At 57.0% G+C, this 24,176-nt stretch carries 25 protein-coding genes; 7 read left to right on the top strand and 18 right to left on the bottom strand.

Going from position 1 to position 24,176, the window contains the following annotated elements; translation table 11 throughout:
- Window positions 1–181: 181 nt before the first annotated feature.
- The 3 genes from ACR0A1_RS13625 to ACR0A1_RS13615 form a co-directional block, all read right to left on the bottom strand.
- On the bottom strand, window positions 182–580 hold the full coding sequence (locus ACR0A1_RS13625; RefSeq protein ID WP_170422901.1) for a 6TM ABC transporter family protein: 399 nt from the start codon (window positions 578–580) through the stop codon (window positions 182–184).
- Between the two features lie 447 nt (window positions 581–1,027).
- Window positions 1,028–2,176: a TolC family protein gene (locus ACR0A1_RS13620; protein WP_170512019.1), complete on the bottom strand. Its 1,149-nt coding sequence runs from the start codon at window positions 2,174–2,176 to the stop codon at window positions 1,028–1,030.
- Between the two features lie 445 nt (window positions 2,177–2,621).
- Entirely contained in the window at window positions 2,622–3,764 is a 1,143-nt protein-coding gene (locus ACR0A1_RS13615) for an alpha-D-ribose 1-methylphosphonate 5-triphosphate diphosphatase (RefSeq protein WP_170512021.1), read from the bottom strand.
- A 49-nt stretch (window positions 3,765–3,813) separates the two neighbouring features.
- Between ACR0A1_RS13615 and ACR0A1_RS13610 the strand changes: the two genes are divergently transcribed.
- Window positions 3,814–4,485 (top strand): DUF1045 domain-containing protein, encoded by a 672-nt coding sequence (locus ACR0A1_RS13610; RefSeq protein WP_480867967.1) that lies wholly within the window; start codon window positions 3,814–3,816, stop codon window positions 4,483–4,485.
- Here the strand turns inward: ACR0A1_RS13610 and phnN are convergent.
- From phnN to phnG, 7 genes are read right to left on the bottom strand one after another with little or no spacing between them, the layout of a single operon-like run.
- On the bottom strand, window positions 4,461–5,012 hold the full coding sequence (phnN, locus tag ACR0A1_RS13605; protein WP_480867965.1) for a phosphonate metabolism protein/1,5-bisphosphokinase (PRPP-forming) PhnN: 552 nt from the start codon (window positions 5,010–5,012) through the stop codon (window positions 4,461–4,463). The genes ACR0A1_RS13610 and phnN overlap by 25 nt on opposite strands.
- On the bottom strand, window positions 5,009–5,692 hold the full coding sequence (phnL, locus tag ACR0A1_RS13600) for a phosphonate C-P lyase system protein PhnL (protein WP_480867963.1): 684 nt from the start codon (window positions 5,690–5,692) through the stop codon (window positions 5,009–5,011). The genes phnN and phnL overlap by 4 nt, the downstream gene beginning before the upstream one ends.
- A 3-nt stretch (window positions 5,693–5,695) precedes the next feature.
- Complete coding sequence (gene phnK, locus ACR0A1_RS13595; RefSeq protein ID WP_170394315.1) at window positions 5,696–6,466, bottom strand: phosphonate C-P lyase system protein PhnK; 771 nt, start codon at window positions 6,464–6,466, stop codon at window positions 5,696–5,698.
- On the bottom strand, window positions 6,463–7,314 hold the full coding sequence (locus ACR0A1_RS13590) for an alpha-D-ribose 1-methylphosphonate 5-phosphate C-P-lyase PhnJ (RefSeq protein WP_480867960.1): 852 nt from the start codon (window positions 7,312–7,314) through the stop codon (window positions 6,463–6,465). Before ACR0A1_RS13590 ends, phnK begins: the two co-directional genes overlap by 4 nt.
- Window positions 7,311–8,399 carry a carbon-phosphorus lyase complex subunit gene (locus tag ACR0A1_RS13585; RefSeq protein WP_480867958.1) on the bottom strand — a complete coding sequence of 363 codons (1,089 nt, stop codon included), beginning with the start codon at window positions 8,397–8,399 and terminating at the stop codon, window positions 7,311–7,313. The genes ACR0A1_RS13590 and ACR0A1_RS13585 overlap by 4 nt, the downstream gene beginning before the upstream one ends.
- Window positions 8,399–8,962, bottom strand: coding sequence for a phosphonate C-P lyase system protein PhnH (gene phnH / locus ACR0A1_RS13580; protein WP_480867956.1), 564 nt, complete (start codon window positions 8,960–8,962; stop codon window positions 8,399–8,401). Before phnH ends, ACR0A1_RS13585 begins: the two co-directional genes overlap by 1 nt.
- Complete coding sequence (gene phnG, locus ACR0A1_RS13575) at window positions 8,962–9,417, bottom strand: phosphonate C-P lyase system protein PhnG (protein WP_170596235.1); 456 nt, start codon at window positions 9,415–9,417, stop codon at window positions 8,962–8,964. Before phnG ends, phnH begins: the two co-directional genes overlap by 1 nt.
- A gap of 81 nt (window positions 9,418–9,498) precedes the next feature.
- On the opposite strand from phnG, the gene phnF reads away from it, so the two are divergent.
- A complete protein-coding gene (gene phnF, locus ACR0A1_RS13570; protein ID WP_170509522.1) occupies window positions 9,499–10,218 on the top strand; it encodes a phosphonate metabolism transcriptional regulator PhnF in 720 nt (239 codons plus the stop codon).
- On the opposite strand, the gene ACR0A1_RS13565 is transcribed toward phnF, so the two are convergent.
- The 5 genes from ACR0A1_RS13565 to phnC all read right to left on the bottom strand — a co-directional run bounded on the left by ACR0A1_RS13565 (window position 10,215) and on the right by phnC (window position 14,882).
- Window positions 10,215–10,832, bottom strand: a complete 618-nt coding sequence (locus tag ACR0A1_RS13565; protein ID WP_170596236.1) for a DapH/DapD/GlmU-related protein — start codon at window positions 10,830–10,832, stop codon at window positions 10,215–10,217. The genes phnF and ACR0A1_RS13565 overlap by 4 nt on opposite strands.
- The gene (gene phnE / locus ACR0A1_RS13560; protein ID WP_170422924.1) at window positions 10,832–12,157 is read right to left on the bottom strand and encodes a phosphonate ABC transporter, permease protein PhnE; all 1,326 of its coding nucleotides are present in this window, start codon (window positions 12,155–12,157) and stop codon (window positions 10,832–10,834) included. Before phnE (ACR0A1_RS13560) ends, ACR0A1_RS13565 begins: the two co-directional genes overlap by 1 nt.
- Window positions 12,154–13,029, bottom strand: a complete 876-nt coding sequence (phnE, locus tag ACR0A1_RS13555) for a phosphonate ABC transporter, permease protein PhnE (RefSeq protein WP_480867953.1) — start codon at window positions 13,027–13,029, stop codon at window positions 12,154–12,156. The genes phnE (ACR0A1_RS13560) and phnE (ACR0A1_RS13555) overlap by 4 nt, the downstream gene beginning before the upstream one ends.
- Before the next feature lie 65 nt (window positions 13,030–13,094).
- Complete coding sequence (phnD, locus tag ACR0A1_RS13550) at window positions 13,095–14,006, bottom strand: phosphonate ABC transporter substrate-binding protein (RefSeq protein ID WP_480867951.1); 912 nt, start codon at window positions 14,004–14,006, stop codon at window positions 13,095–13,097.
- Between the two features lie 60 nt (window positions 14,007–14,066).
- The gene (gene phnC / locus ACR0A1_RS13545) at window positions 14,067–14,882 is read right to left on the bottom strand and encodes a phosphonate ABC transporter ATP-binding protein (protein WP_480867949.1); all 816 of its coding nucleotides are present in this window, start codon (window positions 14,880–14,882) and stop codon (window positions 14,067–14,069) included.
- Between the two features lie 284 nt (window positions 14,883–15,166).
- Between phnC and ACR0A1_RS13540 the strand changes: the two genes are divergently transcribed.
- On the top strand, window positions 15,167–15,394 hold the full coding sequence (locus ACR0A1_RS13540) for a hypothetical protein (RefSeq protein ID WP_170509507.1): 228 nt from the start codon (window positions 15,167–15,169) through the stop codon (window positions 15,392–15,394).
- Between the two features lie 86 nt (window positions 15,395–15,480).
- On the opposite strand, the gene ACR0A1_RS13535 is transcribed toward ACR0A1_RS13540, so the two are convergent.
- Both ACR0A1_RS13535 and ACR0A1_RS13530 read right to left on the bottom strand, forming a co-directional pair.
- A complete protein-coding gene (locus tag ACR0A1_RS13535) occupies window positions 15,481–15,867 on the bottom strand; it encodes a carboxymuconolactone decarboxylase family protein (protein WP_480867947.1) in 387 nt (128 codons plus the stop codon).
- Between the two features lie 198 nt (window positions 15,868–16,065).
- Window positions 16,066–17,157, bottom strand: a complete 1,092-nt coding sequence (locus ACR0A1_RS13530) for an aromatic ring-hydroxylating oxygenase subunit alpha (RefSeq protein WP_170509504.1) — start codon at window positions 17,155–17,157, stop codon at window positions 16,066–16,068.
- A gap of 214 nt (window positions 17,158–17,371) precedes the next feature.
- Here ACR0A1_RS13530 and ACR0A1_RS13525 point away from each other — a divergent pair, with 214 nt between their 5' ends.
- The 4 genes from ACR0A1_RS13525 to ACR0A1_RS13510 are packed head-to-tail and all read left to right on the top strand — an operon-like array spanning window position 17,372 to window position 23,517.
- A complete protein-coding gene (locus ACR0A1_RS13525; protein WP_480867945.1) occupies window positions 17,372–19,846 on the top strand; it encodes an FAD-dependent oxidoreductase in 2,475 nt (824 codons plus the stop codon).
- A gap of 47 nt (window positions 19,847–19,893) precedes the next feature.
- Window positions 19,894–21,009 carry a mandelate racemase/muconate lactonizing enzyme family protein gene (locus ACR0A1_RS13520; RefSeq protein ID WP_480867943.1) on the top strand — a complete coding sequence of 372 codons (1,116 nt, stop codon included), beginning with the start codon at window positions 19,894–19,896 and terminating at the stop codon, window positions 21,007–21,009.
- Between the two features lie 13 nt (window positions 21,010–21,022).
- A complete protein-coding gene (locus ACR0A1_RS13515) occupies window positions 21,023–22,126 on the top strand; it encodes a mandelate racemase/muconate lactonizing enzyme family protein (protein WP_170422940.1) in 1,104 nt (367 codons plus the stop codon).
- A gap of 29 nt (window positions 22,127–22,155) precedes the next feature.
- Window positions 22,156–23,517, top strand: a complete 1,362-nt coding sequence (locus ACR0A1_RS13510) for an aminotransferase class III-fold pyridoxal phosphate-dependent enzyme (protein ID WP_480867941.1) — start codon at window positions 22,156–22,158, stop codon at window positions 23,515–23,517.
- Window positions 23,518–23,690: 173 nt separating this feature from the next.
- Here the strand turns inward: ACR0A1_RS13510 and ACR0A1_RS13505 are convergent, their stop codons facing one another.
- Complete coding sequence (locus tag ACR0A1_RS13505; protein ID WP_170407630.1) at window positions 23,691–24,170, bottom strand: invasion associated locus B family protein; 480 nt, start codon at window positions 24,168–24,170, stop codon at window positions 23,691–23,693.
- Window positions 24,171–24,176 lie beyond the last annotated feature (6 nt).

The raw sequence follows: 24,176 nt of genomic DNA, 5'->3' as shown, positions 1-24,176 counted from the left end.
GCCAGCGGACTTTCGATGCCGCGCTCGACCAGAGGTTGGATCACGCCAATCTATTCCTCCAGAAACGCCGCCTCCACACCTGTACGGTCGGGAAGATCAAATTCTTGTCCGGATATCTGAGCCTCAAGTCTCGCGCGCGACGCGATCGCAATCGCCTGTCGCGGCCTGCCAATCGCCTAGATCACGCCACGAATACGAACGGGAAGGGCAGATCGACCAAAGCAACCAGCGAGGCAGACGTAAAGAAATCCCTCACGACTTCAAAGTCCTGAAGGATCGAGGCCATGCGTCCATTCTGCCCGCCCCGGGCTTTCATTATAAGCGCCATCAACTGATTGAACAGCCGCTCGGTGATCTTCAGGTCCGCCCGTTTTCCCGCTGCATCGATGAACCGTGTCCGCAATTTCTTGATCAGGAAATCGAACAACAGTGCAAGGCCAACTCCGACGACCAGAGCCAGTAAGCTATCAACCACTTCGTTTGGCAGATTGGGGTCATGAACGACCATGGTGAACAGCGACGTCGTCGGCCCAAGCACACTTATCACCATCGCGGCCAACATATTCTGAATGTAGACCACGCGCAGATCGCTGAACGCAGACCAAAACCATTGGCCTTGCGGGGCAGAGCGGTCCTCGTCCGAACGGCGCGAGCATTATGCGCGCAATATCCTGCGCGTCTTGCGCAGTCGTGTTTCCTGTCGCCGCCAGATCTGAGGTTCGCTGAATCCGGTGCTGACATCGATCGCAAGAAAGCGTCGGTGCCTTCTCGATCCAGAACCACTAAAGGTTGAACATCTGGGGCAAACGCCAGGACCAGAAACAAGTACAGGTCCAGTTTGAGTAACCGCGCTTTCCCAAAACCTGACTGTAGCCCACCGCTTCCACTGCGCTGACGGCCTAGGCGACTTCATCGCCCTAGAACACCCGAAAGATATCCACCTCGGACAACCCAAGACCCAAATGCTCTGTCAGAAGTCGGAGGTGCGTATTCAGCGGGATAGTCGCAGTCGGGTTCATGACGGATATCACAAGGTTGGATCGGTCGGCTGTGCAACACCCAACGCGTCCAGGATATCGCCCGTGACCGCCAGCACGGCATATTCTGCACGACGTGCCTGGGCCTCAAGCTGGATCACCCGAACCTGCGCAAGATTCAACTCGCGCAACGCATCCAATATCTGTACCAGCGTGCTGCGCCCGATATCAAACTGTCCACGAGCTGCATCCAGCGCTTGCTCATTGATCTCGACAGCGCGCCGGGCTGTGGCGAGCCGTCGCTGGATTGAATTGGTCTCTTCCAAGGCCTGGGAGAGATTACGTTGCAACTCGCGCCGCAATTCTTCTTCATCAGCCCGGCTTTGTTGAAGATTCGCCCTTGCGGTTTCGACATTGGCGCGCGCGGATCCCCCTTGGTAAATCGGGACCGTTACACCCAATCGGGCCTGCACACCGTCGTCGATACTGCCCTGGTCGAAATCTGTCTCAAGAATCGCAGAGAGTGTTGGGCGGGTCGCTCGTTCGGCAACCACGACCTCTTGTTCACGCACTTGACTGAAGGCGACCTGAGTACGCAGACGCGGGCTGCGCGCAACCATTTGCTGCGAGGTGGCCGCTGCCAGAATGGGTGCGGGGGGGATGGTCGGAATTATATCGGGTCGCGTTCCGAAGACTTCGACCCATGTTGCCGTCGCCAGTTCCACATCCGTCTGAGCCTGCGCTAATTCTGTCTCGGCGTTAGACTTCCGCCCCTGCCCCGCCAGCAAATCTGCCACCGATCCGGCCCCGGCATCAAAACGGGACTGGAGGTCGCTGACCAAAACGTCCGTACGATCCAGATTCTGCTGGGCTTGTTCTTCGAGGCGGCGATTTCGATCCAGATCAATTATGGTTTCGATGGCCTCGAAGCTCAGCGCGCTCAGCTCTGACAATTCGTTTAACCAGGTCTGCCGGGCTTCAATCTGACGCAAACCCACACGACCCGAGACTTTGCCACCATCATAGATGATCTGGCTAAGCCGCAGGATCGGTACTGTATCCCCATCGGACGTCAGGGATGTCTCGGCCTCGATCTGCGGCAGGAACGCGCCTTGCTCGGCATCAATGCGGGATTTCGAAGCCAGAACGCTGGCGGCTCCGGCTGCGGTGGTGGGCGATGTCGCGACAGACCTTCGCACCAACTCAGCGAATTCAGTGCGTGCGACATTTCCCTTCAGATTATTCCCCCCCGATAAGGGAGCGGGGGCTGGTGTCGCCCCGGGATCAAAGGACTTGGTTCCCTGTAAATCCTGACTGCAGCCCGCCAAAATAATAGTGGCTATCACAACCGACAACCATGCCCTCATCCCGCCAAAGCTCCTGATTTCAACTCTGAGATAAGCAACAAATTTCCAGTCAGTTAATCGTGGAACTTGTTGCCCGCATTTTGCGTTACAGGAGAAAGTGCGGTAAAAAAGTAACCATATTCTTTACGAGTTTATTGTTCTGGCACGACATCAGTTTATCAAGATGCGGGTCCAGAAAAATCAAGCGGAGCAAGGGCGCAGATCCCATCTGATAATCCGCGAGCTTTCGGCCGCCAGCCATGTTCTGTTCGGCAAGTTTGATTCAACCAATCACAACTCATCCAACCTTGTTGCCTTGGCTCCAGACACCGCGCAAAACTGGTGTTTGACCCATGCGACGCACACGCAGAACGTCACCACGCAGACCTACATTCAGGATGCCACGGTCATCAAGACCGACAGCCATTGCAGGATTACGTGTAACCGTGGCCACAGCACGAGGCAGGTCGTCCCAAACACTGGCAAGGTGAAAAGCCGACAGCAGTAGCGCGGAGGGCACATAGTCGGAAGACACAATTTCCAGAAGATCGGCCTTTGCAAGATCTTCAGCCGCGACATTGCCGGAATGCGAGCCGCCACGGATCAGATTCGGGGCACCCATCATGACGGCGATGTTGCGGGTACGGCAGGCCTCGGCCGCCTCGAACGTGGTTGGGAACTCGGCGAAAGCCACACCATTTTCGGACGATTTTTCGACATGCCGCGCCGTGGTATCGTCATGGCTGGCCAGCGCGGCGCCAAGACGGGCGGCCTCGATCACTGCACCGGCTTCGTGCTTTTCTCCGAAACGCTGCTGTAGACCACGCAGGTTCTCGACATGTGCAACGAAATCGGCGTCGGTCATACCGCGCTTTTTGGCGACATAGGTCTTCAATGCACTCAGATCGCTGAATTGGCGTTGACCCGGCGTGTGGTCCATCAGACTGACAATGCCAACCCTGTCTTCCGGCCCGAAGGTCGCCAATTCCTCAAGCAGTGTCTCCGAGCAGATCTCGGCCCGCAGGTGAAGGAAATGGCTGATCTTGAAATAGCCTGCGGCGCGCGCCGACAACAGTTCGTCCGCCAGTTTGCGGGCATAATCGATGTAACGGCCCTTGCCGCTGTGAATGGAACCTACTCGCATGGCGTCGAACACGGTTGTGATTCCGGTCGAGGCCAGCTCGCTATCATGCGCGATCAGGGCCGGAAGATGAGGCCAGTCCACTTCCGGGCGAGGCTCGATATGACGTTCGATATTGTCGGTGTGCAGCTCGACCAGTCCCGGAAGGATGTAATCACCTGCACAATCGACTGCGCCGGTCGGAACATGGTCCCCTTCGGTGATCTCGGAAATGACGCCCTGTTCGATTGTCACCGAACCGGTTACTACCCGATCGGGCATCACAAGCTGGGCATTCGCAAGGCACAGATTATCTGACATATCGCTGTCACAAGCCTTTGCCAAAGAGGGCGCGGGAAAAGGGGAATTCATGTCATACTCTCGATTTGCAATCTACTACGTGCCGCCCGAAGGACCATTGGAACAGTTCGGCGCGCGCTGGCTGGGATGGGATGTCGTGCAGGGCTGCGAGGTGCCTCAGCCCGATCTGCCCGATTTGCATGACGTTACGATGACACCGCGCAAATACGGCTTTCACGGAACGCTGAAACCACCCTTTCAACTGGCCGGAGGTTATTCGCTTGAAGCCCTGAAAGCGGCGGCGTCTGAGATGGCCGCTGGCCTGGCGCCTTCGAGCTGTGAAGGGCTGATTCTGACGAGGCTGGGCCGGTTTCTCGCCTTGACCCCACAGGGCGATGTTAGCGGCTTGCAAAGAATTGCTGCGGCCTGTGTACGTGAGCTTGACCCGTTTCGCGCCCCAACCAACGAGGCTGAACTTGAGCGGCGGCGCGGTGCAAGGCTGAGCCAACGTCAGGACGCACTGTTGATCGAGTGGGGTTATCCCTATGTGATGGACGAGTTTCGGTTTCACATGACGCTGACAGGTCGGCTGCCGAATGGTGATATTCCTGTATGGACCGAGGCGCTGCGCCGCCATTTGCCAGCCTTGCCCGAGCCCTTCGTCATCGACCAAATTGCCTTGTGCGGCGAGCGCATTGATGGGCGTTTCGAGCTTATTCATCGGTACGCGCTCGCTGGTTGAAGGACCCCTGCGGCGCGCGCAACCGTCTCGGCCAGCGGGCCATCGTTGGAAATGGTGATAACGTCCAACCCATCGGGCAAGGGTTTTTCTGCCTGAGCAAGCCGATTTGCAATCTCGCTATCGCTTTCTCGGCCGCGAGCCGCCAAACGCCGTGCAAGAGTTTCCGGCTTCGCGGTGATATTCAGGACAATGAAGCGCGGGAATTTTTCTGCGGCCTCGAGCAGAGCTTTACGCGAGAAATTTGCCAGACAATCTGCGCCATCACTCAGCCGATCTTTGACGGCAACCGGTATCCCGTAGCAAAGCCCATGAGCAACCCAATGCACCGCAAAGGCACCATTCGCCGCCATTTCTTCAAATTCGGCGAGTTCGACGGCGTCATAGTCTTCCCCGCCCAACTCTGGTGCCCGGGTGATGACGCGGCGCACCAAATGCAAATCGGGCAACAAGTCACAAAGCCCTAGCATCACACTGTCTTTGCCAACCCCCGACGGGCCAACCACAGCGATGAGGCGGCCCTGGGTCATGCCGCGACCTCGGGTGAAAACTGACTGGCGTCGATTTCGCGATCACAAACGCGCGCCCTAGCCGCTTCGTCGTGAAAGATGCCGATGATTGCAGTGCCACGCGCCTTTGCCTCTTCGATGAGGCTTAGAACAACCTCGCGATTGGCCGCATCCAGACTGGCAGTCGGCTCATCCAACAGCATCGCGGGATAAGAATAGGCGAACCCGCGTGCGATGTTGACACGCTGCTGTTCACCACCCGAGAAGGTAGTCGGTGAAAGGGTCCAGAGCCGCTCGGGAATGTTCAGTTGCCGCAACAGAGCTTCAGCCCGCGCCTTCGCGTCAGCAGCGGAAATGCCCACAGCCCGCAAGGGCTCGGCCACGACATCGACGGTGGGCACGCGCGGAACCACGCGGAGAAACTGGCTGACATAACCCAGAACCTCGCGGCGCAGGGCGATAACTGTCCGAGGCTCTGCCTGCACGATATCCACATCACCGATGCGAATTTCTCCGCTTCGGGCCAGATAGTTGCCATAGATCATACGCATGAGGGTGGACTTGCCCGCTCCAGACGCGCCCGTCAGCGCTACGCATTCGCCCGGAGAGACCGAGAAGGATACATCGCTCAGCACCTCGATCACGGCCGCACCTTGATTATGGAGAGTGAAAGTCTTTGAGACGTTGTTAAGCTCAATCATTGCTCACACCTGCAAAACGGAACTGACAAGAAGTTGGCTATAAGCGTGTTGCGGGTCATCAAGCACTTGATCGGTCAGGCCTGCCTCGACCACGCGGCCCGATTTCATCACCATCAACCGATCTGCCAGCAGGCGCACCACGGCCAGATCATGCGTGACGATGATCGCCGACAAGCCCATGTCGCGAACTAACCCACGCAACAAGTCGAGCAACCGCGCCTGAACGGACACGTCCAGACCGCCCGTTGGCTCATCCATGAACACCAGCCGAGGACCGGTCACGAGGTTTCGTGCAATCTGCAGGCGCTGCTGCATCCCACCCGAAAAGGTCGTCGGGCGATCATCCACACGGGAGGCATCGATCTCCACTCGTTGAAGCCAATCCGTGGCCTTGTCACGTATGTCGCCATAGTGACGCTCTCCAACGGCCATCAGCCGTTCACCTACATTCCCACCGGCGCTGACGCCCATGCGTAACCCGTCGCGTGCATGTTGGTGGACAAATGCCCAATCGGTACGGCTCAGCATCCGGCGCTCGGGCTCGGACATCGTTACCGTGTCCTGCGGACCTTTTGCGCGGGTGTCGAACACAACCTCTCCGGCATCCGGGGTCAGATGCCCGGCCATGCAATTCAGCAGTGTCGACTTACCTGACCCGCTTTCGCCAACGATCCCCATGACCTCGCCGGGATAGAGGTCGAATGACACATCAGCACAGCCAATGTTTGGGCCATAGCGCTTTGTGATGTCCCGAACAGACAGCAAAGGTGTCATGCGGCGTCCTTTCCTTTGTGACCCGCCGCCTGGCGCGCCTCGCAATAGTCGGTATCCGAGCAGACGAACATCCGCCCACCCGCGTCATCGATGATTACCTCGTCCAGATAGCTGTCCTCTGCACCGCACAAGGCGCAGGCTTGGTCGGCCTTGGACGCCTCAAACGGATGATCCTCAAAATCCAGTGAGACAACCTGCGTGTAGGGTGGCAGCGCGTAGATCCGTTGTTCACGCCCAGCTCCGAACAGCTGGATCGCAGCCATATCACCAAGCTTTGGGTTATCGAATTTCGGGATTGGCGACGGGTCCATTACATAGCGGCCTTCGACCTTCACCGGGTAAGCATACGACGTCGCGATATGCCCGTGACGACTGATATCTTCGTACAGCTTCACATGCATCAGCCCGTATTCCTCAAGGCTGTGCATCTTGCGGGTTTCGCTCTCTCGCGGTTCCAGAAAGCGCAACGGCTCAGGGATAGGCACCTGATAGACAAGAATCTGACCTTCTTGCAGCGGCTCCTCGGGAATCCGGTGGCGAGTCTGAATCACGGAGGCGTCGCTTGTCGTTGTGGTTGTTTCAACCCCTGCAGTGCGTTCAAAGAAGGTGCGGATCGAGACCGCGTTTGTGGTATCGTCCGAGCCCTGATCGATCACCTTGAACGTGTCATCCGGGGTCAACACAGCGGCCGAGACCTGCACACCGCCCGTACCCCAGCCATACGGCATAGGCATTTCGCGAGAGGCAAACGGCACCTGATAGCCCGGGATCGCCAGACTTTTCAGAATTGCACGGCGGATCATCCGCTTGGTCTGCTCGTCCAGATAAGCAAAGTTATAGGCGTTCATTCCGCAGCCTCCTGCACCTGATCCGCGCCAGCCTCGCGGCGTAGTTTGCGCACCAGTTCCAGTTCAGACTGGAAGTCGACGTAATGCGGCAGCTTGATATGCTCTAGAAACCCCGTCGCCTGTATGTTGTCCGCGTGATAGAGGACAAACTCGGCATCCTGAGCAGGTGCGCCAACATTATCCTCACCCAGTTCTTCCCACCGCAGCGCACGGTCGACCAAAGCCATCGAGATCGCCTTGCGTTCCGTCTGACCAAACACAAGCCCATAACCTCGGGTGAATTGCGGCGGCTCGGTTTTGGAGCCCTTGAACTGGTTAACCGTTTCACATTCGGTCAGAACGACCTCACCGATTTCGATGGCAAAGCCGAGTTCAGGGATCTCCATTTCAACCGGCACGGACCCGATCCGAAGCTCACCAACAAAGGCATGATTGCGCGCGTATCCGCGCTGTGTGGAATACGCCAGACCGAGGGTGAAACCTTCATCCGCGCGGGTCAGCGCCTGAAGGCGCAGGGCGCGATCGGCGGGCATTTCAAGCGGCTCGCGGGTCAGATCAGGTGGCGGCGTATCGTCATGCGGCGCTTCCTCGATCAGGCCTTCGCGATTGAGGAAATCCGTGACATGCGGCACATCACCCAGTTCAGCTTCGCGCGCTGGGGCTTTGGGCACCTCACCATCAGCAGCCAGTTTGAAATCCAGTAAGCGATGAGTGTAGTCGAAGGTCGGCCCAAGCACCTGCCCGCCCGGCAATTCCTTGAAGGTTGCCGAAATGCGCCGGTCGCAAGCCATTGCCCCGGTATCAACAGGCTCGGATGCGCCAAAGCGTGGCAACGTCGTGCGATAGGCGCGGATCAGGAAGATCGCCTCGATCAGATCGCCGCGCGCCTGCTTGATCGCAAGCGCGGCCAGATCCGGATCGAACAACGAGCCTTCGGCCATGACACGATTGACCGCCAGGCTCAGCTGTTCGCGGATTTGCGCGATGCTCAGTTCCGCCACATCGGTATCACCACGGCGTTCTTCGGCAAGCCAAGTGTGGGCATTTTCAATCGCACGCTCGCCACCTTTTACTGCGACATACATCAGGACACCTCGGTCGTTCTTGGCAAAGCCGCTAGGCGGTTGCCATTCGTGAAGATGAAGTCGAGCCCCAGTGGATATAGCGTCTGATTATGCTGAAACGCCTCAAGCTCGGGCAATGAAAGCGCGGCTTTATCCTTGATTCCCGGACCTGTCAGAGTCGCCCCTGAAGCGATGAGTTCGGGGCATTCCATGATCAACGTGGCAGAACGATCCGGATATTCAGACGTCCCGATCGGGTATGCGTTCAATGATCCCAGATCCGACCACGCACCAATGGCAAACATACAATGCGACGGGCCGGTCAGCGGTGCGCCGGTGTGGAATGCAAGCCAGTTGCGTACGGCGTCGCAATTTAGCGCACCTGCCAGATAAACGGGCGTCTCAATGTCGCAAAGCGTCAACAACACCGCACCCGCTGCTGGTGACATTGGGGCCGGAGGAACTGCGCCAGAAATCTCTTGCACGGTACCGGGACGCGCCATTGCTTCCATCACGCTGCGAAAGGCGTGAGCAGATTGGATCGCGGGATCCTTGAAACCGCTGATCAGGGCTTCTGACTGCATCAATCCTCTCCTCGTACCATGGTGAAGAAATCAACCTTAGTGGCTGCGGCTTTGGCGGCACGCGCGGCCTTTGCATTGGTCAGCTCATCTCGCAAAGGGGTCAGCACTTTTATTCGCAACAGATCAGACACATCTGTCTGCATCAGTGCATCAACCAGCGCGGCGACTTCGGCATCTTCTTTCCGACGGCCTTGCATATAGGCATGCCCGACTTCGCCCGTTCCCAGCGTCAGCGCACAGCGTGTTACCGTCATTTCGCCCAGATTGAACGGCGCACCAGTCCCGCCAGCGCGAGCCCGAACCATGGTGCTGCCAATCTCAGGAGCACGCAGCCATGTGAAGCCGGGGCGAGGCATCGCTGCATCCAACAGGACGGCCACGCGTCCCTCCGGCGCTTTGGCCAGCAGGCTCATCCAAGCCTTCCGGTCCGCGTTTTCATCAAAAGTGTCTTTCATCTCGACAACTTTTCCATATACTATACAACTATACACATCTTATCATATTTGCCGCCGTCAGACAGAGGAATTTTGTGAAACTTGCGTGACACTCCCACCAAAACCCCGATCTGGAAGGCCATCGCCGACGCACTTCGCAGCGATATGGCCGAAGGGCGCTATGGCCCGGGTGATAAGCTGCCAACCGAAGCGGCACTGGCAGAGCGGTTCGGTGTGAACCGCCATACGGTGCGTCACGGCATCTCGGCCCTTGTGGATGAGGGCCTCATCCGAACGCGCCGGGGCGCGGGCGCTTTCGTGGCAGCCACGCCCACCGATTACCCCATCGGCTCGCGGGTGCGATTCCATGAAAACCTCATCGCTGCTGGTCGCAGACCAGAAAAGAGGGTGCTTCATGTTGAAGAACGGGCAGCGACCGAGGGCGAGGCCACCGCACTGACCGTTTCACCCGGTGATCAGATCTGTGCGTATCACGGGCTCTCATTGGCGGACGGGCACCCGATTGCCGTGTTTGAAAGCATGTTTCCCCTTGAGCGCCTGCCTGGCATAACTGCTGCGCTGCAAGAGACCAGCAGCGTTACCGAGGCGTTAAACAGGTCGGGCGTCACTGACTATACTCGGGCCTCAACCCGGTTGACGGCCACGCGCGCAACGGCCACCCAAGCGCTACATCTGCAGGTTTCAGAAGGTGATCCGCTGCTTAGATCATCCGGGGTGAATGTGGACGAAAAGGGACAACCGGTTGAATTTGGCCGAACCTGGTTTGTTGGAGATCGGGTGACACTGACCCTTGAGAGTTAAGGCTCGTATTTCTCCAGAAACGCATCAGCCGTCAGAGCACGGAAATCGTCGAGCGCTATCCGCAACTTGTCATGAGACCAATTCCACCAGGCCAATGCGATTAACCGATCGGCGATGTGTCGTGGCTGACGCAGTCGCAAGGGTCTTGCAGGTGTACCGGCAACAATTGTGTAGGGGTCTACATCCTTCGTCACCAAGGCACCCGCAGCCACAACAGCCCCGTCACCCAGTGTGACCTCGGGCTTTATCATCGCGCCTGCGCCAATCCATGTATCGTTCCCGATATGGACAATTCGGGATTTGCGGTGACTGAAAAACACCTCGTCCCGATCCGCATCGTCCCAATAATCGTTCGAGCGATACAGGAAATGGTGACAGGACGCCGTGTGCAGCGGGTGATCAGTCGCGCCGATCCGCGAAAACGCGGCGATGTTGGCGAACTTACCGACCTTCGCGTTGGCGATGTCGGCATAACGATCGCAATAGCTGTAATCGCCCATTTTTGTATGTACGACGCGGCTGCCCTTGCCGATTTCAACATAGGCCCCGAACGTGCTTTCGGTAATCTCACATTCGGGGTGAATGCAGGGATGTTCCGCTGAAAGCCGCGCCATCAGTCTTTCCGCCCGATCAGCTTACCGCGCAACCAGCCCGAGGCCCAATCCATGAACATCACCATGATGATGATCAGGACAATATAATAGGCGACCTCTTCCCAATCTTTCTGCGTCTGGATGGCTTGCGTCAGCATCAGTCCGATGCCGCCACCGGTGATCGCACCGATGATCGTCGCAGAACGTGTATTGGATTCGAGGAAATATAGAATCTGGGCCAGCAGCACAGGAACAACCTGCGGGATCACCCCGAACCGGTATCGCTGTAGCGGTTTGGCCCCGGTCGAGGACACCCCCTCGATCTGTTTCTGATCAACGTTTTCCAACGCCTCCGAGAAGATCTTGCCAAACGTGCCCGTGTCGGTAATCAGAATCGCCAACGCGCCGGTCAATGGTCCGGGGCCAAAGGCCCGAGCCAGAACCACAGTCCAGATCAATGCGTCCACACCGCGCACAAAGTCGAAAAGACGGCGCGTTGCGGCGCGAAGCAACATGATCGGCGAAAACCGTTTGGCGGCGAGAAAGGCCAATGGCAGCGCGATCATAGCGGCACCCATCGTACCCAGAAATGCCATCAGGATCGTTTCTCCGATGGCCCAGGCCACATCCTTATGCCGCCACATCGCGTTGTTCCACCAGTCAGAGACTGCGCCTGCGATATTCGAACGGCTTGGATCGATCTGCGCGCCAAACAGGATTTCACCAAGCCCATGGCCGTGGTAGGGACTGTCAAGCGTGAACCAGAACAACTCCCAACCCGGGAAATAGTTGAACACTTCAGTCCGAGCGCCCGTCATGGTGATCCGGCCCTCAGGCGTTGTGACGCCAACACGCCGTTCAGATGCGGAAATCCAGTCGGGCAGTTCAGAGGGCAGATTTGTCGTCAGGCGACGTCCCTTGGCCTGCACTTCGATCAGCTGGAAGTCGGGTATTTCAATCTCGGTCCGGTTGTCAGGCAGGAACCGCACGATATGATTGCGGCCCAGATCGATCGTCGTCACCTCTTCACCCGATACCCAATCGGGGCGCTGACCTTCGGGATAAGTGCCCTTACGCTCGCCCTCAACAGCATAGGTCACCTGGCCGGACCGGTTATTGCGTGTGACATGCACTTTGTGTGACCAGCTATCAGAAGCCAGTGTAACGGCGTTGTCCAGATTGGCACGTTGCGCAAGGCCCGGCAGGTCGAAGGCAAAGAAGATGTAGGTGAGATAAACGAGGATCACGACAGGGATGCTAAAGCCGATCAATCGTTTACGCTGAAATAGCTTTTCGGCGTCAAGCTTGGCCCCGTCCAGCCCGAAGTTCCAATCAATCGTGGTCATTGGCCCTGCCCTTCGGTCAGACGGTTGCGGTAGCGGCTGGACACCTGATCGAAGAATACGATGGTGCTGAATAGCAGGATGAAAATCGCGCCGGCCTCGTCAAAACGACCCGGACCCCAAGCCATGGCATTGCGCAGTTCGTAACCCAACCCTCCCGCGCCGACGAAGCCCAGGATGGCAGAAGCGCGGATATTGATCTCAAATCGCAGCAACGTGTAGCTGATATAGTTTGGCGCGACCTGTGGCAGGATACCCAGCATCATCTGTTTCGACCAAGTCGCCCCGGTCGAAGCCAACCCCTCAACCGGTTTCAGATCCGCGTTTTCGGACACTTCCGAGAACATTTTGCCAAGCGCCCCAGCGGTGTGGATTGAGATGGCGATCATCGCCGGCACCGGCCCGCCGCCAAGGACAAAGATCAGCACAAGCGCGATAACGATTTCCGGCACTGCGCGCATAACATCCGAGATACGCCGGAAGACCGGGATTAGACCCGGCCATTTCGCCAGCCCGCGTGTGCCAAGAAGCGACAGGATCAGACCACCGATGGCCCCGATCAACGTGGAAACTGCGGCAATGTTCACCGTCTCAACCAGTGCAGGGATGTACTTCACGATCAGGCCAGGCAGATCGGCCCGCTTTTCCCAAGCTTCAGACAGCACATCCGCCGGGTAATCACCGATCTGATGCAATCCGTCCCAGAACCCACCCGCGTTTCGGGAATCCGCAATGTTGAAACCTGATACCATCAGGACCAAAAAGATCAGCAGCGTCAGCCCGCCATAAAGCCTGCGCTTGTGAACTTGTGCCATATAGCTGGATTGAATGGTCTCAACGCCGCCTGGCGCCGCACCGATTGATAAATCTGCCATCCCGAGCCCCGAATGAATAAAGACCGGCAACCCCAATGGGTTGCCGGAAACGTCATGTGCGCGCGTTAGCCACCGATTTTGGCTTTACGGGCCTCAACAATCGAGATGTAGGTGTCATGCGATACCGGCTGGAAACCCAGCGTCTCGCCTGCCGCCACACCATAAGCGCAATCGGGGTCACGCTCGTGCAGGCCATCGACAAGATCTGTCATGGTCGCACGGACATCGGCAGGCAACGCCTTGCGCAGAACCACAGGGCCTTCGGGGATAACGTTCGATTTCCAGATCTGGACCATGTCGTTCATGTCGACAAGACCTGCGTCAACCGCTTTGCGCAGGGCACCAGAATTGTATCCATCTTCCCAGTTGCCCTGACCATCGGCCCAGGTCACACCACCATCAATGTCGCCATTATTCACAGCGACGATCGTCTGCTCGTGGCCACCAGTGAATTTGACCTCACCGAAATACTCACCCGACTCCATGGTGATACCTTCTTTGTATTGCGGGATTTCGATCGACGGGATCAGATAACCTGAGGTCGAGTTCGGATCACCAAACCCAAACACTTTGCCTTTCATGTCGTCCAGTGAGGTGACGCCACTATCCTTACGGGCGAACCCGATCGAGTGATACCCGATTGAACCATCCACATTGACCTTGATCAGAACGGGCTCAACTGCTTCGGGGTCTTGCAGATAGGTGGCCGCGTAAGAAGAGGCACCCAGCCATGCCATGTCGAGTGTACCGCCCAACAGGCCCTGTATCACACCGTTGTAGTCCGCCGGGGCGAATAGCTTGGTCTCAACGCTTAACGCCTCAGAGGTATAGTCTGCAAGACACTGGTACGAGTTCATGCGGTCCTGGGCATTTTCACCACCGAGGATGCCAATGCGAAACTCGGTGATTTCTTCGGCAAGAGCAGCAGTGCTCAATACAGTCGTGGCGGCAAACGACAGTGCGAGGGTCTTTTTCATCATTTTCTCCGTTCGGTTAGATGAAGGTGGCCCGCGACGGACGCGGGGGGGGGAAATGGCTCAGACGTAGGCTTCCGCTTCGCGGACCTCGGGCCTGTCCAGTGTTTCGATCTCGGTCGAGGTTGCGGCCTCGGAAAAGTCCGCGCCTGCACCGTAGATGTCGCGCGCTACGCCCGTGGTCAGCTGCGCAGGGGTGCCGTCGAACACAATCCGACCATCACGCATTCCGATGACCCGGTCGCAGTAGCGACGCGCGGTATCCAACGTGTGCAGATTAGCAATGACCATTCGGCCGTCTTCTTCGTGAATGGCCCGCAGCGACTGCATCACAACCTGTGCATTCATTGGGTCCAGCGAGGCAATCGGCTCATCCGCCAGAATGATCTTCGGGTCCTGCATCAGCGCGCGGGCGATGGCGACGCGTTGCTGCTGGCCGCCTGATAAGGCTTCGGCTCGTTTGGGTGCTTGCTCGGCAATGCCTAGCCGATCCAGAATTTCAATCGCCTTATGAATATCCGACCGCGGGTACAGGTTGAACATCGTCGAAAAGGTCGATTGCCTGTTCAGCGCGCCATGCAAAACGTTCGAGACGACATCCATGCGCGGTACAAGATTGAACTGCTGGAAGATCATCGCACAGCGCGATTGCCATTCGCGTTTGGCAGCACCGCGAAGCGCAGAGATCTCTTCGCCTTCAAAAGTAATTGTGCCGGTCGTTGCATCGCTCAGACGGTTGACCATGCGCAAAAGCGTGGATTTTCCAGCCCCGGAGCTGCCTATAATCCCGATCATGGTTGGCTTGTCGACAACGATATTCGCCGAATCCACGGCCCGTTTGTCACCAAACTTTTTGGTCAGCTTTTCAATTCTCAGCATATCGCCCCCATCGTTGCGAGGCGGATAGAACGTCAAAACAAAAGCTTCGTGACGCTTTTGAATCGTTTCGTTTACATCTACGCGAAAGATTTGTGACAGGCGCGATGATTGCCTGGTTCTGCAGTGTGTGGCGTTTCTCGCAGGACTCTGCGCGAGTTTTATCCACAGGGCGTCATAAAACTGTTACGCTTGAGCGCAGAAAGAACTAACCTTCACCTATGACCCGTCTTCATGCCAGCCTTCTTCTTCTATGCCTTGTGGTGCCTTCTACTGCGCAGTCTAAAATGGCGGATGTCAGCTGTGATGACAGCGCGCGGATGGCACAGACACTGAAACAGGTTCTGGGGGCCGAACGTCAGGGCATGGGTTTGCGCGATCCCGAAACGATGCTGGAGGTTTGGGTCAAACGCACAAGCGGAGACTGGATGATCGTTCAGAACTACGCCAACGGCACTTCATGCATCGTCGCGATGGGGGACCATTGGCAAGGTGAGGTGCCAGACCCGGCTTAGGCAGGTGTCAGCAGACCGCGCGAACTGCAGACGCGCAATCTCGCTGATTGTGTCGTTCCTTCTGAAGATCTCGCGAAGGGATCAGGTCAGTCCAGCAGCCCACGTTCGGTCAGGACATTGCGAGCGACACGGAAGCATTCAAGAGACTGCGGGACGCCACAATAAATGCCGATCACATGAATGATTGATCGGATTTCCTCTTTGGTGACACCATTGTTCAACGCGCCGTTACAGTGGATTTCCCATTCATGCATCTTGCCGAGTGCCCCAATCATAGCGAGGTTCATCATCGAACGGGTCTTGTGATCGATCGTGTCATCCCCCCAGCCGAAGCCCCAGCACCAAGCAGTCATGTTCTCTTGGAATGAGCGGGTAAAATCATCCGCCGCTGCCAGGTTCTTCTCAACATACTCGTCGCCCAGCGTCGACTTGCGCTGCTTCAGGCCATGTTCAAACAGGTTGTCGTCCATCATTCTCTCCTCAGGTGAAACGACCGATCTGCAACTTAGTCGGTCCTGGCTCGATATTCCGCTAAAGCCGCCGCCCCTGTCTTACAACCAACCCCACCACCGAAGGCAAGGGGCTCGATCGCGTCGTTCTGGTCGGGTGTGCCCTTTGGCACAGCGTTGGCTTCGGTGATGTCTTATCTGGCCCATCCACAGCACGTAACGTTATTCAATCGCCTCGCGCATCCATTGTTGAAGCTTCGCAACGGAATGCTCGCTCATGACGCCACAGGCCGGATCAAGCACCAGCGGTCCCGGTTTGTACCCTTTGGATTTCAGGCCGCGGTGAACGGATTCCACTAACCGAATATCCTCAGCCACAGTCGTTTCGCGATCCTGAGTGGCAAGGCCACGGATCACGTCGCTTTCATGACCGCCTTCTGTGTACCACCCGCGCCAAACGGTACAGCTGTCCACTGTATTTGCCCGCCAATGATAGGTGTTCAGAACATTTCCCGGATAGCATTGGAACGAGAACATCGGCCACAGGAACCAGCTTTGATAGTCGCCCGCGTGCATGTTGCTTTCCAGATCAATCGGATAGGTCATCTTTTCGAGGCTTTGGCACTCGGTCGTGTGACGCAGCACGTAACCTCCCGACACATCGGGCTGAATGTCATAGGTTTCCGGTTTGATCACGCCTTCTGCAAAGGTCGGGTGATTAGTTGGGCAGTGATAGCATTCCGAGTAATTCTCGATCGAAACCTTCCAATTGCAGTTCTCGGGAATTTCCACCCACTCTAAGGGGGCCAGAGCGTTAGTGTTCGGCACGAACTCAGACAACTCGTCCCGGACACCGGGATACCATTCGTCCATCGTTGCCGCGTTATCGTCCAAATTGACAAAGATGAACCCAAGGAAGTCTTCGGTCCGTACTTCGGTCAGACAGATTTTCGCGCGATCAAAACCGGGAACTTTCTTGATGTTCGGCCCAGACCGCAGGCCGCCGGTAAGCTCATAGGTCCACTGATGATAGGGACAAACCACTACACGGGTATTCCCAGTTCCGGTCACCATTTCATGCGCACGATGCTGGCACACGTTGTAGAAAGTCCTGACAAGATTGTCGCGTCCGCGAATGGCAAAAAGGTTCTGACCAGCGATTTCGAACGCAAAGTAATCGCCTACATTTGGGATATCTGCCGCATGACCAGCGTATTGCCAAGTTCTGCACAACAGGCCGTTCATCTCTTTGTCGAATATGTCAGGATCCGTATAGTACCGAGCCTCGAGCGAGTGGGTTGGCAGGACAGTCATATTTTTTCTCCTGATACAAGCCGAGCTGGTGTTTCAGTCAAAAAGATCGCGTCAGGATTCGTAACATCCGTACGCGTCAGAATACCACTTGAAACATCTGTACCGCACATTGCTTACCTCGGTATGTACATTTGTGCCATTTTTCATTGACAATGGTACATATGTAGCAATAGGAAGTCCACAGAATTCCATGTCTCGGAAACAGGAAGTTGCGATGTCTAAAAAGGAACTGCCTGCACGCGCAAAGGTCGTCATTGTCGGCGGTGGCGTCATGGGTTGCGGACTGGCCTATCACCTGGGCCATGAAGGTTGGGGCGAAGACACGGTGCTGTTGGAAAAGGCCGAGTTGACTTCGGGCTCCACCTGGCATGCCGCTGGTCAGATCACTCACTCCACCAGTTCCTACGGGCTGGGCAAAATGGTCGACTATAACATTGGCCTTTATTCCAAGACACTTGAGGAGGAAACCGGTCAGGCGGTTACATGGCATGGCTGCGGTTCATTCCGTCTGGCCTACACCGAGGATGAGATGGACTGGCTGCGCCACACATTATCAGTTGGCCGAGCGCTGGGATTCAACATCGAGTTGGTAGGGCCTGATTTTATAGCTGAAAAGCACCCCTACTATAACCTCGACAGTGTCATTGGCGCGCTTTACACGCCAGATGACGGCCACGTCGACCCTTCGAACGTGACCATGGCTATGGCAGCTGGTGCCCGACAGAATGGAGTGAGGATTTTTCGCCACTGCCGCGCGACTAATATCACTCAGAATGATGCTGGCGAATGGGTGGTGGAAACCGAGCAAGGTATCATCACCTGCGAACACGTGGTTAACGCCGGTGGCACATATGCCCGTCAAATGGGCGAATGGTCAAACCTGCAGCTGCCTATGACCTCGATGACCCATCATTATTTTGTCACTGAAGATGTGCCGGAATTCAAAGACCTGACAACTGAGCTGCCGGTGATCCGCGATGACAAGATGGTTTCGGGCTATATCCGCATGGAACAGAAGAAAGGCCTGATCGGGATCTACGAAAAAGAGAACTCAAACTCTGTCTGGCATGATGAATGCCCATGGGAGTACGAAAACTGGCTGTTCGAGGCGGATTATGACCGTGTTATGCCATGGCTGGAAAACTCATTGGAACGGATGCCGATCTTTGCTGAACTGGGCATCACCCGCGAGGTCCATGGAGCAATCAGCCATCCGCCAGATGGCAACCCGATGGTCGGCCCCGCACCGGGCGTCAAGAATTACTGGTGCTGCTGTGGCACGCAGATCGGCATCGGTTGGGGGCCTGGTCTGACCCGTGAACTGGCCAAATGGATGGTACACGGTGCTGCCGATATCAACATGCGTGACTATGATCCGCGCCGCTTTGGCAGCTATGCCAAGAAAGACTGGCAGGTCATCAAGGCGCATGAGGATTACAAGCTGCGGCACGAGATCCCCTTTCCGCATTTCAATCGTCTTGAAGGGCGTCCGATCAAACCCTCGCCGCTGTATGAAATCCTCAAGGAAAAGGGCGCGGTCTATGAAGAGGTTTTTGGCCACGAGCGCCCGCGATGGTTCGCGCGCAATGGTGTTGAACAGCGTGACCACTATTCGTTCCGCCGCAACGAAGTCTTCGACATGGTTGCGCTGGAATGCCAAGCCGTGCGTGAGCGTGTTGGTATCATGGACGTGACCGCGTTCACCAAAGTCGAAGTTTCAGGCCCCGATGCCTATGCCTATCTTGACCGTCTGACGGCCAACAAGATGCCGCAAAAAGACGGCTCGATCACGCTGACCCACTTTTTGAATCGCCGAGGCAGGATCGAGCTTGAGACGACCATCGTTCGCATGGCTGAAGATCGGTTCTACCTTGTATGTGCCGCCTTCTTCGAACAACGCCTTGTCGATCACCTGAACCAGAACCTCACGGGAGAGACAGTCTTTGTCAAAACGCTCTCCGAAGATTGGTCGGCTTTGTCCCTGAACGGGCCAAATTCCCGCGAGGTGCTGGCCAGATGCACCGACGCGGACCTGTCCAACGCCGGGTTCCGCTGGCTGTCGGCTCAGGAAATCACCATCGCGGGGCACAAGGTCTGGGCCTTTCGCATGTCCTATGCGGGCGAGTTGGGTTGGGAATTCCACATGCCGGATGAAGCCTGCGTTGACGTCTACAACGCACTGTGGGCTGCCGGCGAGGAATTTGGCATCGAAAACTACGGCTCGTTTGCGATGAACAGCCTGCGCATGGAAAAAGCATTCCCCGGTGCTGGAGAACTGACCAACGAGGTCACGCTGCCAGAGGCCAATGTCAGCCGGTTCTTCAAGCTGGACAAAGAGTATCTAGGTGTCGAAGCAACGCGCGCCAGTGCCGCTCAGTCTGAGGCGGGCGAGATGCCTTGGATTTGCGCCTATTTGGAGATCGAACCGGATGGGGTCGAAGATGGTCATGGGGGCGAGGCTATTCGGATCAAAGGCGAGGTTGTCGGTGCAATAGCCTCGGTCGCCTATGGCCACAGCGTCGGCAAAATCCTCGCCTTTGCTTACGTCAAGCCACACGTGAATGTTCCGGGCACAGAGATCGAAGTAGTTATCGCTGGTGTACCCCGCAAAGGGCGTGTCCTCGGCGAAGCAGCCTATGATCCGAAATCCGAACGCCCACGCACGGACGCAGTTCGTGAACTGGCGTGATCTGAAAACCAGAGCATCGGCCATCGCGGAAGCCCAATGGTGACGCCTTGAAGATAACCCGTATCCGTGTGTTCAAAACCCCCCTGCCCTATGTCGGCGGATCATACGGCTGGGGCGCGGGCAACGCGATCACAACGTCGATGTCTTCGGTAGTGGTGATCGACACGGATGCGGGTCTACAGGGCTGCGGCGAGTTTGCCCCATGCGGCGAGAACTACATGATCGCCCATTCCGAAGGCGTCGAGGCCTTTGCCCGCCTCGCCGCCCCGCGCTTGCTGGGGGAAGATCCCCGCCAGCTGTCCAAGATCGAACGGTTGATGGATGGCACGGTCCAAGGTCACGGCTACGCCAAAGCGCCCTTTGATGCAGCGTGTTGGGATATTCTGGGACGGTCCACCGGACAACCTGTTTGGATGCTGATGGGCGGCAAACTCACCGATGGTGCGCCGATGTACCGGGTTGTGCCGCAGAAGCCTGTCTTGGAAGAAACCATCGCCGAGATGGGGCAGCACCGCGCAGCGGGATACCGGCAGTTCCAGATCAAGGTAGGTGGCGACTGGGTGACCGATATCGACCGTATCCGCGAAGGCGTGCCCCTGCTGAAGCCCGGTGAAAAGGCGATGGCAGACGCCAATCAGGGTTGGCGCGTTGACAACGCCATCCGTGTGGCCCGGGCAACCCGAGATCTGGACTTTATCCTTGAACAACCCTGCCACAGCTATGACGAATGCCAGCAGGTGCGCCGCGTAGCCGAGCAACCGATGAAGCTGGATGAATGTGTGACCGGGATCGACATGGCCCGGCGTATTGTAAACGATCGGGGTGCCGAAATTTGCTGTCTGAAGATTTCAAACCTTGGTGGGCTGTCCAAAGCCCGCCGGGTGCGTGATTTCCTGATTGATCACGGTATTCCGGTTGTCTCCGAGGACACATGGGGCGGGCAGATCACCACCGCTGCGGTCGCCCATTTTGCGGCCTCAACACCCCAAGAGATGCTGATCAACTCGACCGATCTGATGAACTACAACACACAAAACACCGGGATTGGCGGCCCCACAGTAAGGGACGGTAAACTCTATGCCACAGATACTCCGGGGCTTGGGGTGACGCCGGACTTTGACAGCCTTGGCCCACCTGTCGCAACCTACGAATCCTGCGCCTGATGGAAACCGCCTGATGAAGATAACCCGCATCACCGCCTGGGAAGTCCCGTTGACCTCGCATGACACCTATTACATGGCTGAGGGCAAGACCTGCGATACGACGGTTTCAGTGGTTGTCCGCCTGGATACCGACACCGGCGCATCGGGCTGGGGAGAGGTTTGTCCGATCCCGCATTATTTACCCGCCTATGCCAAGGGCGTGGTTCCAGCACTTGAAGAGATGGCACCCGTTCTCATCGGCGCTAACCCGGTTGGTCCCGAAGCGCTGATGGAGCGCCTTAATAAGCATCTGATCGGGCATGGCTACGCCAAGTCAGCGATCGATACAGCGCTTTGGGACCTGACCGCACAGGCAGCCGACCTACCGCTTTACGCTTTGCTCGGTGGGCGGGCGGTCGCGGATTTGCCGCTGTATCACTCGATCACCTGTATCACACCAGAGGAAATGGCGCGCATGGCGCGCGATGCCTTTGATCAGGGCATGCGACAGTTTCAGGTGAAGCTGGGCGCGGACGACAACTGGGAAGCCGACGTTGCTCGTTTGATTCAGGTGCGCGAGACTGTGGGTGATGGCCCGTTGGTTTATGGAGACTGGAACTGCGGGTCAGATACGCTGACCGCCACACGAGTTGGCCGCGCTGTCTCGCATCTGGACATAATGCTGGAACAACCTTGCGCCACGATCGAGGAATGCGCCCATGTACGAGCAGCCACGGGTCTGCCGATGAAGCTGGACGAAAGTGCCTGTGACATTCATTCGATACTGGCTGGACACCGCGCTGGCTGCATGGATGCTGCCGCGCTGAAACTGTCGAAGATGGGCGGCCTTTCGACGATGCGTCAAATCCGCGATCTCTGCCTGTCGCTTGGCACGCAGATGTGCATCGAGGACACTTGGGGCAGCGATGTTACGACGGCCGCCTCGCTGCATCTTGCAGCCTCAACCCCAGCGCGCGGCATCATGAATACCTGCGATTTGTCCCACTATGTCAAACCGCGTCTCGATCCGAATGCACCTAGCCGCCGGAACGGTCGCATCGCCCCACCCGAAGGCCCCGGCCTTGGCGTCACGCCTGATGCAGACGCTTTGGGCCAGCCAGTAACCATCATCGATTAATCCCAACCCCGCACGCCAAGAGGCCTGTCATGGAAGACTTCAGCAACGCCTACCCCTCACACGATCCCGAGTGGGTCAAAGACATGCATGCGGACCATTACCTGCAAAGCTGGTCAAAGCAGGGCAGCCGCCCGCGCGTCATAACAGGTGCTCAGGGCAGTTGGTTCTGGGACAGCGACGGCAAACGCTACCTCGATTTTCAAAGCCAGCTGGTGAACGCCAATATGGGTCATCAGCACCCCAAGATCGTACAAGCGATTAAGGATCAGGCGGACAAGCTTTGTTATATCGGCCCGGCCATGGGCTCGGATGTTCGATCAGAACTCGCGGCAATCATGACCGAGATCACACCTGCCAACATCTCATCAACCTTTTTTACAACAGGAGGGTCCGCCGCCAATGAAACCGCGATCCGTTTGGCGCGGCATTACACCGGTCGGACAAAGATCATTGCCCGCTACCGTTCCTATCACGGAGCAACCGGTGGCACGCTATCGCTGACTGGCGACCCGCGCCACCATCTGACCCGCGCCGATATGCCGGGCATCGTGCGGATGCTTGATCCTTACGTCTATCGGTTACCAACAGGCCACAAAGACCCGGCCCAGTGCCCGGTCGCCCAAGGCGGGCCGCATCTGGAAGAAATCCTGATGTATGAAAACCCCAACACCGTGGCCGCTGTCATTCTGGAACCTATTGTCGGCACAAACGGGATCATCGTGCCACCCAACGGATATCTGCAATCTATTAAGGCAACCTGCGAGAAATATGGCATCCTACTGATCGCGGATGAGGTCATGGCCGGGTTTGGCCGGACCGGGAAATGGTTCGCTGTGGATCACTGGGGTGTTCAACCGGACATCATCACCTCGGCCAAAGGCATTAACTCGGGCTACGTCCCGCTTGGCACAATGTCCGTCAGTACCGAATTGCATGATTGGCTGCGCGACACCCCGCTACCCGGGGGTCTGACCTATGCTGGCCATCCCCTTGCCTGCGCCTCAGGCGTCGCCGCGATCCGTGCCATGCAGGAAGAAGGCACGCTGGACCATGCCACTGCGATGGGTGAAAAGATGCGCGCAGAGCTGCGCAAGCTGGCAAAGAAACACCCCTCGATCGGGGATATTCGCGGCAAGGGCATGTTCAACGGCATCGAACTGGTCAAGAACCGCGACACTCGCGAACCGCTGGTGCCATTTGCCGCCAAAGGCGAAGACGCCAGACCCATGAGCGAGATGATGAGCTTTGCGATGAACGAAGGCCTCTACCTGTCATTCTTCTCGAACGTGATCCGCCTGACCCCACCGCTCAACATCACTGAAGACGACCTGATTACAGGGCTGGCGATTCTGGACCGCACCCTCGACATCGCCGACCGGGCGTGTCTCTGAGAACTAGTCGGCGCGAACGCTCGCATCTCGGAAATCCAAAGCCATCACATAGCCCTACGCCGCAGCCTCCGCTCGTTGCGAGTGCAATCACAAAATGAACGCTCTGGTCAGACCCTTCTACGCGTTGCTAACCAAGAAGGCCTGTGCGGCCTTCTGGAAGGAAGGCCAGGCAATCACGGCAGCATATCGGATATTCTGCTAAATCCCGCCAGATCGAAACCAAAGGAAATCGGATCGCCGACCCGGTTTACGCTTTCAATACTCAACAGATTGCCAGCGCGCATCTTTGACATCCAGTCCTGAGAAACAGGAGAACGGGCAAAACAACCCTGTGCTTCGCAGGTTAGAAAATCCAGCCGCGCGATCTCGGCATCATCCACTTTAGCAATCAGCCCTTCAGAGAACAGCAGGCCAAATGGCAGTGTCAGCACCGCTTCGATCTCGTCTCTGCCGGCAGGTTTGACGAACGCAATCGAGGCAAGCCTTTGATTGTTCTCGGTTAAGATAATGGTCTGGGTCATTTCACAAATCAATTCAGTTCCGTTGACCTGATTGCTGCAGTTGACCGACCACAATGGCGCTTCGTTTTCCTGTGCGCCAAGTTGAGTTGTCAAACCGAACGACGCCACCAAAGCGTAGATCCAAGTTTTCATACTGCT

The organism is Ruegeria sp. D6, from assembly GCF_056534365.1.
The sequence above is the reverse complement of the archived record's forward strand: the minus strand, read 5'-3'. Positions and strand labels throughout refer to the sequence as shown.